This window comes from Methylobacterium sp. J-068, from assembly GCF_022829445.1.
Lineage (GTDB): Bacteria > Pseudomonadota > Alphaproteobacteria > Rhizobiales > Beijerinckiaceae > Methylobacterium.
On sequence record NZ_JAKSXY010000099.1, the window covers coordinates 1 to 14,658 of the forward strand.

The following is a 14,658-nucleotide window of genomic DNA, read 5'->3' on the forward strand; positions in this document are numbered from 1 at the left end:
GCCAGAAGACCTTCGTCGACACCCTGATGAAGGCCAACGACCGCACCATCGGCATCCTGGTGGACGCCGACGTGGAAGAGGAGTCGACCAAGCTCAAGGCGCTCCAGACCCAGCAGCAGCTGGCGACCCAATCCCTCAGCATCGCCAACGGCGCGGGCGCCGGCCTGCTCTCGCTCTTCCGCTGAGCGGCTCGCGCCCTGAGGCTCAGACCTCCTCGTCCGGCTCTTCGCCGAGGGCCCTGCGCATCTGGTCGAGGCAGCCCTGGAGGATGTAGGCGGCGGCCAGCATGTCCACGACCTCGCCGCGCTTGGCCCGCGAGGCATCCGCCGCGATGAGCGCGCGGGTGACGGCGGCGGTGGACAGGCGCTCGTCGCAGTAGAGCACGGGCAGCGGCAGCAGCGGCTTCATGTTGCGCACGAAGGAGCGGGTCGACTGCACGCGCACCCCCTCGCTGCCATCCATGTTGAGGGGCAATCCGATCACGAGGCCGCCGACGCCGTGCGTCTCGCACAGGGTCCGCAGGCGGGCCACGTCGGGAGTGAACTTGACCCGCCGGATGGTCTCGAGGGGCGAGGCGATCTGGCGGCCCACATCCGACAGGGCGAGCCCGATCGTCTTGGTGCCGAGATCGATCCCGATGAGGCGGGGGCCGCCCCGCGACGCCTCCGCGAAGGCCCGCATCTCGGCCTCGTCCATGTCCGCCGCTCTCCCGTGACGCGTCCCTCCTGATCGATCCGGCGACGGCCCGCAAGGGAGGGGCCGGATCGCTCCCCGGATCAGTGCAGGCCGGCCGCGCCCTCGGTGCCGTCGCCGACGAACGCGGTGGGCAGGGGCGCGGCGCCCATGCCGAGGATGCCGCGCACGGCCGCCCCGCGGCTGCGCCGCATCAGGTCCACGAGGTCGGCGCCGCCGAAGCGGATCGATTCGAGGTCGGCGTCCAGCACCCAGATCTCGTACTCGTCGCGTCCCGGCACCACGTCCCAGAACAGGAACGCGCCGGCCTCGGTCTGGCCGAAGAAGCCCGCGCGCTCGATCACGCTCGGGTCGTCGCCCTCGACCTCGAAGCGGTGGTCCACCCGCTCGGCCAGCACGGACGCGATGCTGTGGGCCATGAGTTCAGAGCGCCCGACGAGGTCCGTCTCCGGATCGATGCTCGGGATCGCGACGCGGAAATACCCGTTGGCGAGCCCTGCCCCGAGGCTCAGGCAGAAGGTCCGGTAGCTCTCGGGCAACGGAAATCCGAGCTCGGCCTCGGCGCGGTCGAGCTCGGCCGCGCTCGAGACCGGCCCCGGCGCGCAGGGCGCGAACACCGTCTCCCACATCTGAAACACCCTTCCGACGCATTAACGTTAAAGAAACGTTGTCATACCCTTGCGGGGACCCGGGCCGCCAGAGCATCGTTAAGCGTTCGTTAACGAACCCGGTGCCGACCCCATGACCTCAGCCGCTCCCGCATCACGTCCGACCCGGCGGGCCATGCCGCTCCGGCACAAGCTGATGCTGGTCCTGGCCTGCGAGGTCCTGCTCCTCGGCTTCCAGCGGGCCGACCTGACCCCGCGCCGGGCCGGCATCCTCATCGAGGCACCCGCTCTGGCGCACCACGTCATCACCTGAAGACCTCCGGCGGGATCGCCCGGATCCGGCCGGCGTTGCGAGCGCGCGAGGGCGGGTGCTATAGCCCGGCGCAACGTGCCACCGCCCGCGACATCCGCGCGGATGCGGGCGGGCACCGCGAGGATTTGAAGGCAGCATGTCGGTCGACGCAACGACGGTGAGGCGCATCGCGCACCTGGCGCGCATCGCGGTGAGCGAGGACGAGGTCGCCCCCCTCCAGGGCGAACTCAACGCGATCCTGGCCTTCGTCGAGCAACTCGGCGCCGTCGACGTGACGGGGATCGAGCCGATGACCTCCGTGACCCCGATGGCGATGAAGAAGCGGGCCGACTTGGTCACCGACGGGGCCAAGGCCGACGCCATCGTGGCCAACGCGCCCGAAACCGAGGACCACTACTTCCTCGTGCCGAAGGTGGTCGAGTAGGCGCGACGCGCCCGCACCGCACGCGACCGCAACGCGCGGCACCAGTTTCGTCTCCGAATCGGCCCGGCGCCCCCACCATGGCGACGGCGTCACGCCGGGGTTCAACAGGACGAGCGCCCAGGACTTTCTCGCACATGACCTCTCTCAACGAACTCACCCTGGCGGAGGCCCGCGACGGGCTGAAGGCTGGGGACTTCTCCGCCGCCGACCTGACCCGGGCGCACCTCGCCGCCATGGAGAAGGCGCGCGGCCTGAACGCCTACCTCGTCGAGACGCCCGAGCGGGCGCTGGCGATGGCGGACGCCGCCGACGCGAAACTCGCCGCCGGCGAGGCGCGGCCGCTGGAGGGAATCCCGCTCGGGATCAAGGACCTGTTCTGCACGGACGGCGTGGCCACCACCGCCGGCTCCAAGATCCTGGAGGGCTTCACGCCCGCTTACGAATCCGCCGTGACGGCCAATCTCTGGCGCGACGGCGCCGTGATGCTGGGCAAGCTCAACCTCGACGAGTTCGCCATGGGCTCGTCCAACGAGACCTCGGCCTACGGCGACGCCGTCTCGCCCTGGCGCCGAGCCGGTTCGGAGACGAAGCTGGTGCCGGGCGGCTCGTCCGGTGGCTCGGCGGCGGCGGTGGCGGCCCATCTCTGCCTCGGCGCCACCGCGACGGATACGGGCGGCTCGATCCGCCAGCCCGCCGCCTTCACCGGCACGGTCGGCATCAAGCCGACCTACGGCCGCTGCTCGCGCTGGGGCACGGTGGCCTACGCCTCCTCGCTGGATCAGGCCGGCCCGATCGCCCGCACCGTGCGCGACTGCGCCATCCTGCTCGGCTCGATGGCGGGCCAGGATTCCCGCGACACCACCTGCGCCGACCTGCCGGTGCCCGATTTCGAGGCGGCGGTGACGCGCGGCGTGAAGGGCCTGACCATCGGCATTCCGAAGGAGTATCGGGTCGAGGGCATGTCCGCCGAGATCCAGGCGCTCTGGGACCGGGGCGCCGAGATGCTCCGGGATGCCGGCGCCACGATCCGCGAGATCTCGTTGCCGCACACCCAGTACGCGCTGCCGGCCTACTACATCGTCGCCCCCGCCGAGGCCTCCTCGAACCTCGCCCGCTACGACGGCGTGCGCTACGGCCTGCGCGTGCCCGGCAAGGACATCGCCGGGCTCTACGAGAACACCCGCGCGGCCGGTTTCGGGCGCGAGGTGAAGCGCCGCATCATGATCGGCACCTACGTGCTCTCGGCCGGCTATTACGACGCCTATTACGTGCGGGCGCAGCGCATCCGCACCCTGATCAAGCGGGACTTCGAGCAGGCCTACGCCGCCGGCATCGACGCGATCCTGACGCCCGCGACCCCGTCCGCCGCCTTCGGCATCGGCGAGAAGGGCTCGGGCGATCCCGTCGAGATGTACCTGCAGGACGTCTTCACCATCACGGTGAACATGGCGGGCCTGCCCGGCATCTCGGTGCCGGCGGGCCTCGACGCACAGGGGCTGCCCCTCGGGCTCCAGCTCATCGGCCGTCCCTTCGACGAGGAGACCCTGTTCGCCGCCGCGCAGGTGATCGAGGAGGCCGCCGGGCGTACCAGGCTGCCGGCCGCGTGGTGGGCATGAGCAAGCTTTTGGTCCCAAGCGCCGGTCCCCTCTCCTGGAAGGAGAGGGACAGGGTGAGGTGTGCGACAGTCACGGACATGGACCACACCTCACCCCAACCCTCTCCTTCCAGGAGAGGGAGCCCGGCGCGATCCAATGACGGACCGCACACCTCGACCTGGGGGCACACCCGATGACCGTCCCGGTCTATCCCTTCGACGTCTGGATCTGGGCCGCCTTCGACCCGGTGCTCATCGGCATCGCGCTGGTCATGGGCTGGAAGTCGGACCAGTTCGTGAAGATCATCCTGGTGTCGCTGATGGCCTTCGCGGTCTCGGTGCTGGTGTCGTGGGGCGTCACCGCGATCGGCATCCCCTGGCCCGCGCCCGTGAGCCACGACGGGCCGACCTTCTTCCCCGTGCGCTGGATCGCGGCCTTCGTCTGGGGCACCCTGGGCTTCCTCGCGCACCAGCTCTACCGCCTGCGCGCTTGACCGCGCGGGCCGGCACTCCCACCCTTCAGGCGCTTACCGGCGCCCCACCGCACTGATTTCCGGGCCATCATGACCGCAGCCGTGAACCCAAAAAAACTCATCAAGGGCGGCCTGCACGACTGGGAGGTCGTGATCGGCATGGAGATCCACGCCCAGGTCACGAGCCGCTCGAAGCTGTTCTCCGGCGCCTCGACGGAATTCGGCGGCGAGCCGAACGATCACGTCTCCCTGGTCGACGCGGCGATGCCCGGCATGCTGCCCGTCATCAACGAGGAATGCGTGGCCCAGGCCGTGCGCACCGGTCTCGGGCTCAAAGCGCGGATCAACCATCGCTCGGTGTTCGACCGGAAGAACTACTTCTATCCGGACCTGCCGCAGGGCTACCAGATCTCGCAGTTCAAAGACCCGATCGTCGGCGAGGGCGAGGTGCTGGTCGATCTGCCCGACGGCGAGTCGATCACGGTGGGCATCGAGCGGCTGCACCTCGAGCAGGATGCCGGCAAGTCCCTGCACGACCAGAACCCGACCCAGAGCTTCGTCGACCTGAACCGTTCGGGCGTCGCCCTGATGGAGATCGTCTCGCGTCCGGATCTGCGCTCCTCCGAGGAGGCGCGCGCCTACGTGACCAAGCTGCGCACGATCCTGCGCTACCTCGGCACCTGCGACGGCGACATGGAGAAGGGCTCCTTACGCGCCGACGTCAACGTCTCGGTGCGAAAGGTCGGCGACCCGCTCGGCACCCGCTGCGAGATCAAGAACGTCAACTCGATCCGCTTCATCGGGCAGGCCATCGAGACCGAGGCGCGCCGCCAGATCGCGATCATCGAGGATGGCGGCACGATCAGCCAGGAGACCCGCCTGTTCGATCCGGGCAAGGGCGAGACCCGCTCCATGCGCTCGAAGGAAGAGGCGCACGATTACCGCTACTTCCCCGACCCGGACCTGCTGCCGCTGGAATTCGACCAGGCCTATGTGGACGCCCTGGCCGAGGGCCTGCCCGAATTGCCAGACGCCAAGAAGGCGCGCTTCATCGAGAGCTACGGCCTCAGCGCCTACGATGCCGGCGTGCTCATCGCCGAGCGCGCCTCGGCCGATTATTTCGAGGCGGTGGCGAAGGGCCGCGACGGCAAGGCCGCCGCGAACTGGGTCATCAACGAGCTGTTCGGCCGCCTCAACAAGGAGGGCCACAGCATCGAGACGAGCCCGGTCTCGGCCGATCAGCTCGGCGCCATCGTCGATCTCATCGGCGAGGGGGTGATCTCGGGCAAGATCGCCAAGGATCTGTTCGAGGTCGTCTGGTCCGAGGGCGGTGAGCCGCGCGCGCTGGTCGAATCACGCGGCATGCGTCAGGTCACCGACACGGGCGCCATCGAGGCGGCGGTGGACGACATCATCGCCAAAAATCCCGACAAGGTTGCCCAGGCCCGCGAGAAGCCGACCCTGCTCGGCTGGTTCGTTGGCCAGACCATGAAGGCCACCGGCGGCAAGGCGAACCCGGCAGCCGTGAACGCCCTGCTCAAGGCCAAGCTCGGAATCGAGTAGGGGGGTATGCGCCCTACCCCCATGAGGGCGGGCCGCCCTGGTGCGGGACCGACGCCGTGACTCCGACGCTCGCTGTAGCGATCCGCCGTCTCGGCCCGCACGACGCGGCGGCGTTCCGTGCCCTGCGCCTCGACGGCCTCGCCCGGCACCCGGAGGCGTTCGGGGCCTCGTGGGAAGTGGAATCCCGCCAGCCGCTGGCGTGGTTCACCGCGACCCTGGAGGGCCAAGCCGTGTTCGGCGCCTGGTGCGGGCAGGGCGAACTGGTCGGCGTCGCGGGACTCTACGTGCCCGAGGCGCCCAAGCTCCGCCACAAGGGCACGTTGTGGGGCGTCTTCGTCAGCCCGGCCGCCCGTGGAACGGGCATCGGCTCGGGGCTCATCGCCGCCGTGCTCGGCCATGCATCCGCGTGGGTGGAGGATGTCGCTCTGTCGGTGGGTGCCACCAATCAGGAAGCGATCCGACGCTACGAGGCAGCCGGTTTCGCGCGTTACGCGCCTGGAACCGCGCGCCCTGAAGGTCAACGATGTCTTCTACGACGAAGTCTTGATGGTTCTTGCTCTTAACCGCCAAGATTGAACAAGATCAACCGGCGGCGGAAGCGGCCGAAGTGGGGCTGGTGCATGTCCGAAGTCGTGCCGTGTGGCCGCTTCTGCGCCCCTGGAGACCGCTTCCGTCCCGTGATTCGCGTGTGCGCTGCTCAGCGTCCGGGTCGAATTACACCCGGATGATCGCCGCAGCCGCCTGCTGGGGTGGCGTCATTCCCAAATCTCCTGCGTCTCGTCGGTCATGATCGTTATCCGATCAAGGCCTCCTCGTTGCTTGAGCTGTGCTTTGCCGTCGAAGCACTCGACTAAGGTGCGACCCAATCGCGAAGACGTCAAGGCCCTATTTATGCGTTTTTGCGATCGTATTGTTTCCCGTCTCGACAGCCTTAAAAATTCCTGTCGGCACAGGCCCTTGGCCCACGGCGCGACCTCGTCCTCCCCGGCAGGTGGCCTCAGGGCGTCGGCGCCGTCGCGCCGGAGAAGCGGCCGCGCAGGCGGGCGAGCCAGTCCTCGCGGTGGCGGCCGGGTTCTCCCACCGAGACGGTGGCGGTCATGCCCGCCACCAGGGTGATGCCGTCCGGCACGGCCTCGATCCGGATGCGCACGGGCACGCGCTGGGCGAGCCGAACCCAGGTGTAGACCGGGTCGACGTTCGGCAGCCCCTGCGTGCTCGCCGCGGCATTGGCCGTGCTGATGCCGAGCGTGATGCTCTCCACGGTGCCGCGGATCAGCGGATCGTAGCCGAGGAGTTCGGCCGAGACCGGGTCGCCCACGTGGATATGGGCCATCTTGGTCTCCTCGAAATAGCCGTCGATCCAGAACGAGTCGGTGTCGATCACCGCGATGTTGACGGTGCCGGTGGTGGCATAGTCGCCGGTGCGCAGGAGGAGGTTGGTCACCCGGCCGTTCACGGGGGAGCGCACCTGCGTACGCTGCAGGTTGATCTTGGCCTGGGAGAGCTGCGCCTTGGCCGAGGCCAGAGCCGCCTCCGCGATCTTGGCGGTGCCGGCATATTGCTGCTTCTCCTCCACGGAGGTGGACAGCGTGGTGAGCGCCTCGCGCCGGGCCGCCTGGGTGCGCTTGACCTGGAGGTCGGCCTCCCGGTTCTCGACCTCGGCCTCGGCGGAGGTGACGGAGACCTCGAAGTCGAACGGGTCGATGACGTAGAGGACGTCGCCCTTGCGCACGGGCTGGTTGTCGTCGACCCGCAGCTCCGTGATCTGGCCCGAGACCTGCGGCGCCACGCTCGCCACCTGGACCCGCACCCGTCCGTCGCGGGTCCAGGGCGCGGTGACGTAGAACTGCCAGACCAGAGCCGCCGCCACGAAGGCGCAGGCGAGGATGATCACCGTCGCGAGGATCCGCAGGACGCGGCGCCCGCGCCCGGCCCGGCGCGGGCTCGTGTCCGGGCTCCGGTCCCGCCCGGCATCGGTGGCGGGCGCGTCTTTGGTCTTGTCGTCGGCCATTGCTCAGAGGAACACGATCAGGAGGGCGAGGATGCAGACGTAGAGGCCGGCCTCCGCCAGGGGCGGGTTGGCGACGTAGCGGCCGATGCGCAGGCGCGCGAACAGGAAGCGCAAGGCCACGAGGATCGCCAGCGCCCCGGCCGCGTAGGCGACGAAGGGCGAGAGCAGCACGCCGCCGAGGTCGAGGTCGCTCCGCATCAGGCCGTTCCGATACCGAGGCGGCGCAGGAAGCGGCCCTGCCGCTCGATCACGTGCGCGGCCGTGACGAGGTCGCTCACCGCGCGGGCGAGGTGGGAGCGCGTCTCCGGTAAGGCTCCGGGCGCCGCCGCCAGCAGCGCGCGGGCCGCCTCCAGCATCCCGGCGGCGTCGACGGTCTCGATCGCCGCGCGGGCGCGCGCGGTCTCGCCGGAGAGGCCTGCATCGTGCGCCAGACCCCGCAGCTGCGCATGGGCCCGGGCGGCGGCCGATTCCATGCGGGCGAGGTCGAAGGCCCGGTCGAGGCTGGCCCGGCGCACGGCGCCGCTGCCCGAACTCCAGCGGGCGAATTGCAGCAGGCGGTCGCTGTTGAGGCTGGTGCGGGTGGTGGCGTCGCCGCCCGCCCCGGCCAGGGCATCGACGAGGGCGCGGCGGGCCGAATCGAGCGCGAAGGCCCGGTGCCGGGCGTTCGAGATCGGCAGGATGATCCGCACGGTGAAGAACAGGATCAGGGCCGCGACGACGACCAGGAAGGCGTTGGTGAGGAACCCCTGCGGATCGTAGCTCTGCGGGTTCGCGGGCGAGAGCAGCACAGGGAAGAACACCAGCAGGATGAAGCCGATGCCGAAGGTCGGCGGGTTGAGGCTGAGGAAACAGGCGACGAACACCACCGGCGCCATGGCGATGGCGAGGAGGGGGAAGCCCTGCACCCCCGCGAGCATGCCGAACAGCACGATCCCGGCGGAGAGGGCCGCCAGCGGCATGCCGATGAGCACGCCTTTGGCGAAGACGCGCGGGTCCGGCGTGATCGAGGACAGGGCGCAGGTGGAGGCCACCTGCACCAGGGCGAAGGAGGTGGCGGGCCAGCCGGTGGCGGCGAAGAACAGCGCGGTCAGGCCGAAGGCGATCGCGACCCGCAGGGCCCCGCGCAGGGCCTCCGGCATGTCACGATGCGTCGGCAGCGCCACCCTGCGCAGGGGCCGCCCGCCCCGCGCCAGGGCCCGGTGGCCGTCCTGCGCGAACAGGGCGGCGCGGGCGAAATCGAGGGAGCGTTGCAGCGCCAGAACCGCGTCGAGGGGTTCGTCGCCCGCGCGCAGGGCCTCGTCCACGAGGTCGGACAGGCGCGCCACGGCCGCTGCCGGGTCGCCCTCCGGCCCGGTCAGGCCGAGGCAGAGGCCGCGCGCCTCGGCGACGGCCGGAGAGGGCTCGGGCAGGCGCGCGATCGCCGCCCGGACATGGCGGGCGGTGGCGGCCATCACGTAGAGCGCCGCGATGGCGCTGCGGGCCCCGGCGGCCCGATCCGGCCCGTCATCGAGTTCACCCGCGATGGCGCCGGCATCGCCCCGCAGGACGGCGATCTTCCGGATCAGCGCGGCGGCGCGCTCGGAGCCCGGATCGCCCCGCGTCAGGGTCTCGCGGGCGAAGGCCTGCGTCTCCGCGATCGCCCCCGCCAGGGTGTCGCGCACCGAGCGCCAGATGCTCGGGCTCCCCAGGGCATCGTTGATGAAGGTGATCGCCACGATGCCGAGGGTGATCGCCGCGACCCGGTCGACGGCGGCCTCGAAGGTGCTCTGCGGCGTGTCGATATGCGCGATGGCGATGATCGCCACGGTGTAGCCCGAGAGCATGGCGCCGTAGGCGCGCGTGTCCTGCAGGAAGTGCGCGGTGAAGACGCAGCAGCCCAGCCATGTCGCGAAGGAGACGAGCAGCAGGACCCGGTCCTGCGCGAACAGCGCTATCAGGACGATCGCCACGGCGGCGCCCACCAGCGTGCCGAGGAAGCGATAGAGGGCCTTGGAGAGGGCCTGACCGCGCGTCGGCTGGGCCAGGATCGCCACGCAGACCGCCGCCGAGGAGGCACCCGACAATTGCAGCCAGAACGCCGCGTAGAGCGCCAGGATCATGGCGAGCCAGATCCGCACGGCGAAGGCCCAGGCGGCGGGCCTCGGCACCAAGCGCTCGGCCAGCGCGAGGGCCCGGTCTGACAGGGTGGACCGTGCCGGCGCCAGCTCGCTCACCCGGCATTCTCCCGCGCCGGGACGTCGCCGGACCGGGTGGCGACGCGGGCCTGCCAGAGGCAGAGCAGCGGCGTCACCGCCAGTTCGACGGCCAGGGCCGCCAGCATCACCAGGGAGGGCAGCCCGGTCAGCGCCAGCCCGAGCAGGCGCGCCAGGCCGCCGAGGGCCACCACCAGGGTGAGGAAGCGGAACAGCGTGGTCTTGGTCTCGATGCCGGGCACGCAGGTCCAGAACAGGATGCCGATGCCGAGGTGCAACCCCGAGAGGTAGCGGAAGTGGCTGTCGGCCGAGACGTCCACGAGGCCGCTACGGCCGATCCCGTTCAGCCCGAACAGCACGCCGTAGAGGCCGGAGACCACCGGAACCAGGGCCACCACCGCCACCACGCGCTGCAGCGCCTGCCGTTCCCGCATCGTCGCGTCCGTTGAGACTCGCATCTTAACCGGATCGGCAACCGGGGCGGCCAGGCTTCCGTTCCTTCGTTGCGCGCGCGAAAGGCCGCGTTCCGCGCGGAAAAGACCGCGCCGGGCGCGTCACGCCTTGATCTGCTTCAAGCGCTTCACGCACTTGCTGTAATATTGCGGCCATTTCGGACCCTGCGCGGCCTTGTCGGCGACCGAGAGGGCGCGCCACTCGGCGCCGCACTTCTTCTGGCGCTCGCGCGCCGCGCTCTGTCCGACGCTCGGCTGCTTTGTGGTTTCCTTGGCCGTGTCCTTGGCGGTCTCCTTCGCGGCCGCCGCCTGCGCCCAGGCGTCGCCGGACGCGATGGGTGTCAGAGCACTTGCCAGGAGCGCGAAGGCCGCGAACAACGCGACGGTCGGACGGATACGGAACGGCTGCATGAGGACCCCTGGGAAACCTTGGGCGCCGCCGGGGGGCGGGCCGGCCGCATCACAGCACAACCCTGGGCGAGGGCAAGCGCCAATCACACGGGTCGCGGCACGGTCCACCGGTCCAAGCCGCCGGCAGCCCCCCTGCAACCATCGTCGGCACGGCCCCTGCAACCATCGGCTCGCGTTCCGGATTGATCCGGGGCATGAGACGAGCCTGATCTGCGCTGGATTTAGAACCGCATGGCACACGCCCCGGGAAAACCCATCGACGTGCACACCTGGAGCACGCCGAACGGCTGGAAGATCCCGATCATGCTGGAGGAGTGCGGCCTGCCCTACCGGGTGGTGCCGGTGAATATCGGCCGGGGCGACCAGATGGCCCCGGATTTCCTCAAGATCTCGCCGAACAACAAGATTCCCGCGATCGTCGATCCGGACGGGCCGGGGGGCGAGCCCGTCACGGTGTTCGAGTCGGGCGCGATCCTGCAATATCTCGGGCGCAAGACCGGCTGCCTCTATCCCGCCGACGAGCGGGCGCGGATCGCGGTGGACGAGTGGCTGTTCTGGCAGGTGGGCGGCTTCGGGCCCATGCTCGGCCAGGCCCATCATTTCCGCATCTACGCGCCGGAGAAGATCCCCTACGCCATCGAACGGTTCACGGCGGAAGCCCACCGGCTCTACGGGGTGCTCGACCGGCGCCTCGCCGACCGGGACTACGTGGCCGGCGCGTTCTCCATCGCCGACATCGCGATCCTGCCCTGGGCCAAGTATCACGAGAAGCAGAACATCGACCTCGCCGGCCTGCCCAACGTCCGGGCCTGGCTCGACCGCATCATGGCGCGCCCAGCGGTGCAGCGCGGCTTCGCGGCGGTCTGAGGCGCGCCGGCTTATCCCGCGCGGCTCATTCGGCCGGCGCGGGCGCCTTGGCGGGCGCCGCCTTCGCGGGCTTCGGGGCGGCCTTGACGACCGGGGCGGGCTCGGGCTGGGCGGAGGCCTGCTGGTTCACGTCGGGCACGCGGGTCCAGGTCTGCGAGCCGCACAGCACCCTGAGCAGGCAGCCGGAGACCGACAGCTCGGAGCCGCTCTCGCGCTCCAGGCTGACCTGATACATCTTGCCCTCGTCGGCGTTGTAGATCTCGCCCGAGAACTTCGCCTCCTCGGGCTTCAGGTTGTCGAGGAGCGTCAGGCCGAGCAGGGGGCGGGCGCGCTTCTTGGGGTCGGGGTTCTTGATGTCCGTGCGCGGGCTTCCGTCCTCGTTGGTGGCGGTCTTGGCCCAGACAACCTTGCCGCAGATGTTGGCGGCGCCCGGGCCGCAGCGATCGATGCGGACCTTGGCGCGGCCGTCCCCGGTGAGCCAGGTGCCCGTCGGGTCCTGGGCCGGTGCGGCGGAGGCGGGCACGAGGCTGGCGAGGATGAGGGCGGCGGGGAGGGCGACGCGCATGTCCTGGTCTCCGTGTGGCGTGGCTGCGGAAAGGGGGCCGTTGTCGTCTGACCACAGGAGGCGTCCGCAATCGGGCGTTTTTCCGGCTTTGTTGCGCCAAAGCCATGATGGCCGGAATTCGCGCGCCGCCCGCCCGGTTATCCCCCGCGATTTCGCCTCGGGTTGAGGGTGGGGAGCCCGCCCGCTATAAGCCCGGCGCCGAAGCCATTTTCGGCTGAGCGATCACAACCGGACGGACCATGGCCACCGAGCGCACCTTCTCCATTCTCAAGCCCGACGCGACGAAGCGGAACCTGACCGGCGCGGTCAATGCCGTGATCGAGAAGGCGGGCCTGCGCATCGTCGGCCAGCGCCGCATCCAGATGAGCCGCGCCCAGGCGGAAAAATTCTACGAGATCCACAAGGAGCGCCCGTTCTTCGGCGAGCTCGTGGAATTCATGACCTCCGGCCCGGTGGTGGTCCAGGTGCTCGAGGGCGAGAACGCCGTCGCGCGCTACCGCGAGGTCATGGGCGCCACGAACCCGGCCAATGCCGACGAGGGCACCATCCGCAAGACCTTCTCCGAATCGGTCGGCGAAAACACGGTCCACGGCTCGGACAGCCTCGAGAACGCCAAGGCCGAGATCGCCCAGTTCTTCCAGGACGCCGACATCGCCGGCTGAGTGCCGCGCCCGACGCCGCGGCCCGTCGGGGCGGCGGCGTTTGGCGGCCGGTGTGGCCCCGGCGCCCTTGCGCGGCGGGGACGCGAACGTGAAACCGGTTCGTTCCCGAATCGCTTTCACGGACCCATCGATCCCATGCGCCTCATCGCCCCGCGCACCGGCCGGCTCCTGCTCGCCGCCGGCCTGCTCTCGCTCGTTGCCGCCTGCAATGCCAACAAGGCCGGCCCGACCGCGTCGCTCGAGGGCTACACCCCCGATCCCGCGCTGAAGACCGCCTCCGCCGGCAACCTCACGGGCCGCGTGCGCCACGCCTGCACCGTCACGCAGGCCCGCCTGCAGAACGTCTCCGAGGTCTCCCTCGCGCGTCCCTGCGGCTGCTACGCCAACCGGACGCTCGCGAGCCTCGACCGGGGCGAGCTCGATGCCTACCGCAGCACCGGCTACTTCAATGACTCGGCCCGCGCCAAGGCGCTCTCGGCCCTCGACAGCTGCCAGCTGCCGCGCCCGGCCTGAGGGAATTCCGCCCGCGTGCCCCCGGCGTTCAGGCCCGGGGGTCCGCACCTTGCGTGAACTCGCGCCAGAGCAGGATCAGCGCCGCCATCACGGCGGGGCCGAGGAACAGGCCGAGCAGGCCGAAGCTCTCGACGCCGCCGAGGATGCCGAGCAGCACCCAGAGGAAGGGCAGGCGGGTCGTGCCGCCGATCAGCGCCGGGCGCACGAAGTGGTCCGCGATGAAGGTGACGACGAGGCCGGCCGCCACCACCACGAGGGCGGGCACCACCGCGCCGTTGGCGAGCAGGACCAGGGCCGCCGCGCCGAAGACCAGGGGCGCCCCGAACGGGATCATCGCCGCCACCGCGGTGAGTGCTCCCAGCAGCACCGGGTGCGGCACGCCCGCGAAGTAATAGACGATTCCCAGCAGCACGCCCTCGCCGAGCCCCACCAGGACCAGCCCGTCCACGGTGCCGTGGACCGAGGCCACCATCTGGCGCGCCACCCGCTCGCCGCGCGGGCCGAACAGCTTCGCGCTGGCGGTCAAAACCTGCGCCGCCACGGCGCGCCCGTCCCGGAACAGGAAGAACAGCGCCACCAGCGTGAACCCGAACAGGACCGTGCGTCGGACGATCTGCGCCCCGAGGCTGCGCGTCACCCCGAGCACCGAGGAATTGTCGAAGCGGTGCAGCAGCTCCGAGCCCGCCGCCGGATGGCTCAGGTTCTCCGCCCACCAGGCCTGCGCCTGCGCCGCGCCGAAGGGGAGGCGGGCCAGGAGGTCCGGCACCGGGATGCCGGTCTTCTCGAAGGAGCGCATCCAGGCCGCCACGTCGTGCGCCTCGCGCGCCGCCTGCACGCCGAGCACCACGAGGGGCACCAGAAACACCAGGGCGACGGCGGCCGTGAACAGGGCCGGCAGGGCGATGTTGTGGCCGCCCGGCGGCCAGCGCCGCTCGGCGCGCGCGTAGAGCGGCCCGAGGGCGATCGCCAGAATCACGGCCCAGACCAGGGCCGGAACGAAGGGGTGCAGCACCCAGAGGCCGAGGGCCGAGAGCGCGACGACGAGGACGACGCGGGCGAGGCCCTGCCCCTGGCCGGAGAGCGGACCGGGCGCGTGGCTGGGCGGGGGATTCGGGGATGCGTGCGCCGGCGCACGCTCCGCGCCGGGCATCGGCGCCACGAAGGGCTCGGCCGGAGGCCGCTTCGGGTTCGGATCCTGTGCCATCGTCTCGTGTGCCATCGTCTCGATCGACCTCGGGCGAAGCGGTGCCGGCGGCCCGCCACGTTTCAGGATTCCATCTAGTCCGGCCGAGCCGGATCGGAATGGCCGGCGCGACG

Annotated in this window: 19 protein-coding genes; 10 read left to right on the top strand and 9 right to left on the bottom strand. The window is 70.5% G+C overall.

All coding sequences use genetic code 11. The features are described from left to right. Positions 1 to 185 (top strand): flagellin (locus MKK54_RS16510; RefSeq protein ID WP_279597401.1); only part of this gene is annotated, 185 nt, incomplete at its 5' end. A gap of 19 nt (positions 186 to 204) precedes the next feature. On the opposite strand, the gene ruvX is transcribed toward MKK54_RS16510, so the two are convergent. Then, positions 205 to 696, bottom strand: a complete 492-nt coding sequence (gene ruvX, locus MKK54_RS16515) for a Holliday junction resolvase RuvX (RefSeq protein ID WP_244012294.1) — start codon at positions 694 to 696, stop codon at positions 205 to 207. 80 nt (positions 697 to 776) lie between these two features. Then, positions 777 to 1,322: an SMI1/KNR4 family protein gene (locus MKK54_RS16520; protein WP_244012295.1), complete on the bottom strand. Its 546-nt coding sequence runs from the start codon at positions 1,320 to 1,322 to the stop codon at positions 777 to 779. 112 nt (positions 1,323 to 1,434) lie between these two features. On the opposite strand from MKK54_RS16520, the gene MKK54_RS16525 reads away from it, so the two are divergent. The 6 genes from MKK54_RS16525 (at position 1,435) to MKK54_RS16550 (ending at position 6,231) form a co-directional block, all read left to right on the top strand. Then, positions 1,435 to 1,614 (top strand): hypothetical protein, encoded by a 180-nt coding sequence (locus MKK54_RS16525; RefSeq protein ID WP_244012296.1) that lies wholly within the window; start codon positions 1,435 to 1,437, stop codon positions 1,612 to 1,614. A gap of 136 nt (positions 1,615 to 1,750) precedes the next feature. Further along, positions 1,751 to 2,038, top strand: coding sequence for an Asp-tRNA(Asn)/Glu-tRNA(Gln) amidotransferase subunit GatC (gene gatC, locus MKK54_RS16530; protein WP_244012297.1), 288 nt, complete (start codon positions 1,751 to 1,753; stop codon positions 2,036 to 2,038). Between the two features lie 134 nt (positions 2,039 to 2,172). After that, on the top strand, positions 2,173 to 3,654 hold the full coding sequence (gatA, locus tag MKK54_RS16535; protein WP_244012298.1) for an Asp-tRNA(Asn)/Glu-tRNA(Gln) amidotransferase subunit GatA: 1,482 nt from the start codon (positions 2,173 to 2,175) through the stop codon (positions 3,652 to 3,654). Between the two features lie 172 nt (positions 3,655 to 3,826). Next, positions 3,827 to 4,126 carry a hypothetical protein gene (locus tag MKK54_RS16540; RefSeq protein WP_244012299.1) on the top strand — a complete coding sequence of 100 codons (300 nt, stop codon included), beginning with the start codon at positions 3,827 to 3,829 and terminating at the stop codon, positions 4,124 to 4,126. A gap of 69 nt (positions 4,127 to 4,195) precedes the next feature. Beyond that, positions 4,196 to 5,668: an Asp-tRNA(Asn)/Glu-tRNA(Gln) amidotransferase subunit GatB gene (gatB, locus tag MKK54_RS16545; RefSeq protein ID WP_244012300.1), complete on the top strand. Its 1,473-nt coding sequence runs from the start codon at positions 4,196 to 4,198 to the stop codon at positions 5,666 to 5,668. 56 nt (positions 5,669 to 5,724) lie between these two features. After that, a complete protein-coding gene (locus MKK54_RS16550) occupies positions 5,725 to 6,231 on the top strand; it encodes a GNAT family N-acetyltransferase (protein ID WP_244012301.1) in 507 nt (168 codons plus the stop codon). 434 nt (positions 6,232 to 6,665) lie between these two features. Here the strand turns inward: MKK54_RS16550 and MKK54_RS16555 are convergent, their stop codons facing one another. The 5 genes from MKK54_RS16555 to MKK54_RS16575 all read right to left on the bottom strand — a co-directional run bounded on the left by MKK54_RS16555 (position 6,666) and on the right by MKK54_RS16575 (position 10,734). After that, entirely contained in the window at positions 6,666 to 7,679 is a 1,014-nt protein-coding gene (locus MKK54_RS16555; RefSeq protein WP_244012302.1) for an efflux RND transporter periplasmic adaptor subunit, read from the bottom strand. A 3-nt stretch (positions 7,680 to 7,682) separates the two neighbouring features. Beyond that, positions 7,683 to 7,877 (bottom strand): DUF1656 domain-containing protein, encoded by a 195-nt coding sequence (locus MKK54_RS16560; RefSeq protein ID WP_244012303.1) that lies wholly within the window; start codon positions 7,875 to 7,877, stop codon positions 7,683 to 7,685. Continuing rightward, a complete protein-coding gene (locus tag MKK54_RS16565; RefSeq protein ID WP_244012304.1) occupies positions 7,877 to 9,892 on the bottom strand; it encodes an FUSC family protein in 2,016 nt (671 codons plus the stop codon). The genes MKK54_RS16560 and MKK54_RS16565 overlap by 1 nt, the downstream gene beginning before the upstream one ends. Beyond that, positions 9,889 to 10,305 (bottom strand): DUF4345 domain-containing protein, encoded by a 417-nt coding sequence (locus MKK54_RS16570; RefSeq protein ID WP_244012305.1) that lies wholly within the window; start codon positions 10,303 to 10,305, stop codon positions 9,889 to 9,891. Before MKK54_RS16570 ends, MKK54_RS16565 begins: the two co-directional genes overlap by 4 nt. A 120-nt stretch (positions 10,306 to 10,425) precedes the next feature. After that, on the bottom strand, positions 10,426 to 10,734 hold the full coding sequence (locus MKK54_RS16575) for a hypothetical protein (RefSeq protein ID WP_244012306.1): 309 nt from the start codon (positions 10,732 to 10,734) through the stop codon (positions 10,426 to 10,428). Positions 10,735 to 10,965: 231 nt separating this feature from the next. Here MKK54_RS16575 and MKK54_RS16580 point away from each other — a divergent pair, with 231 nt between their 5' ends. Next, positions 10,966 to 11,601, top strand: coding sequence for a glutathione binding-like protein (locus MKK54_RS16580; RefSeq protein WP_244012307.1), 636 nt, complete (start codon positions 10,966 to 10,968; stop codon positions 11,599 to 11,601). A 25-nt stretch (positions 11,602 to 11,626) separates the two neighbouring features. Here the strand turns inward: MKK54_RS16580 and MKK54_RS16585 are convergent, their stop codons facing one another. After that, positions 11,627 to 12,166: a DUF2147 domain-containing protein gene (locus MKK54_RS16585; RefSeq protein WP_244012308.1), complete on the bottom strand. Its 540-nt coding sequence runs from the start codon at positions 12,164 to 12,166 to the stop codon at positions 11,627 to 11,629. Between the two features lie 239 nt (positions 12,167 to 12,405). Here MKK54_RS16585 and ndk point away from each other — a divergent pair, with 239 nt between their 5' ends. Together ndk and MKK54_RS16595 are read left to right on the top strand one after the other, a co-directional pair. Beyond that, complete coding sequence (gene ndk, locus MKK54_RS16590) at positions 12,406 to 12,828, top strand: nucleoside-diphosphate kinase (protein WP_244012309.1); 423 nt, start codon at positions 12,406 to 12,408, stop codon at positions 12,826 to 12,828. 135 nt (positions 12,829 to 12,963) lie between these two features. Then, positions 12,964 to 13,341: a hypothetical protein gene (locus tag MKK54_RS16595; protein WP_244012310.1), complete on the top strand. Its 378-nt coding sequence runs from the start codon at positions 12,964 to 12,966 to the stop codon at positions 13,339 to 13,341. 28 nt (positions 13,342 to 13,369) lie between these two features. Here the strand turns inward: MKK54_RS16595 and MKK54_RS16600 are convergent, their stop codons facing one another. Beyond that, the gene (locus tag MKK54_RS16600) at positions 13,370 to 14,545 is read right to left on the bottom strand and encodes an AI-2E family transporter (protein ID WP_244012311.1); all 1,176 of its coding nucleotides are present in this window, start codon (positions 14,543 to 14,545) and stop codon (positions 13,370 to 13,372) included. Between the last annotated feature and the right edge of the window lie 113 nt (positions 14,546 to 14,658).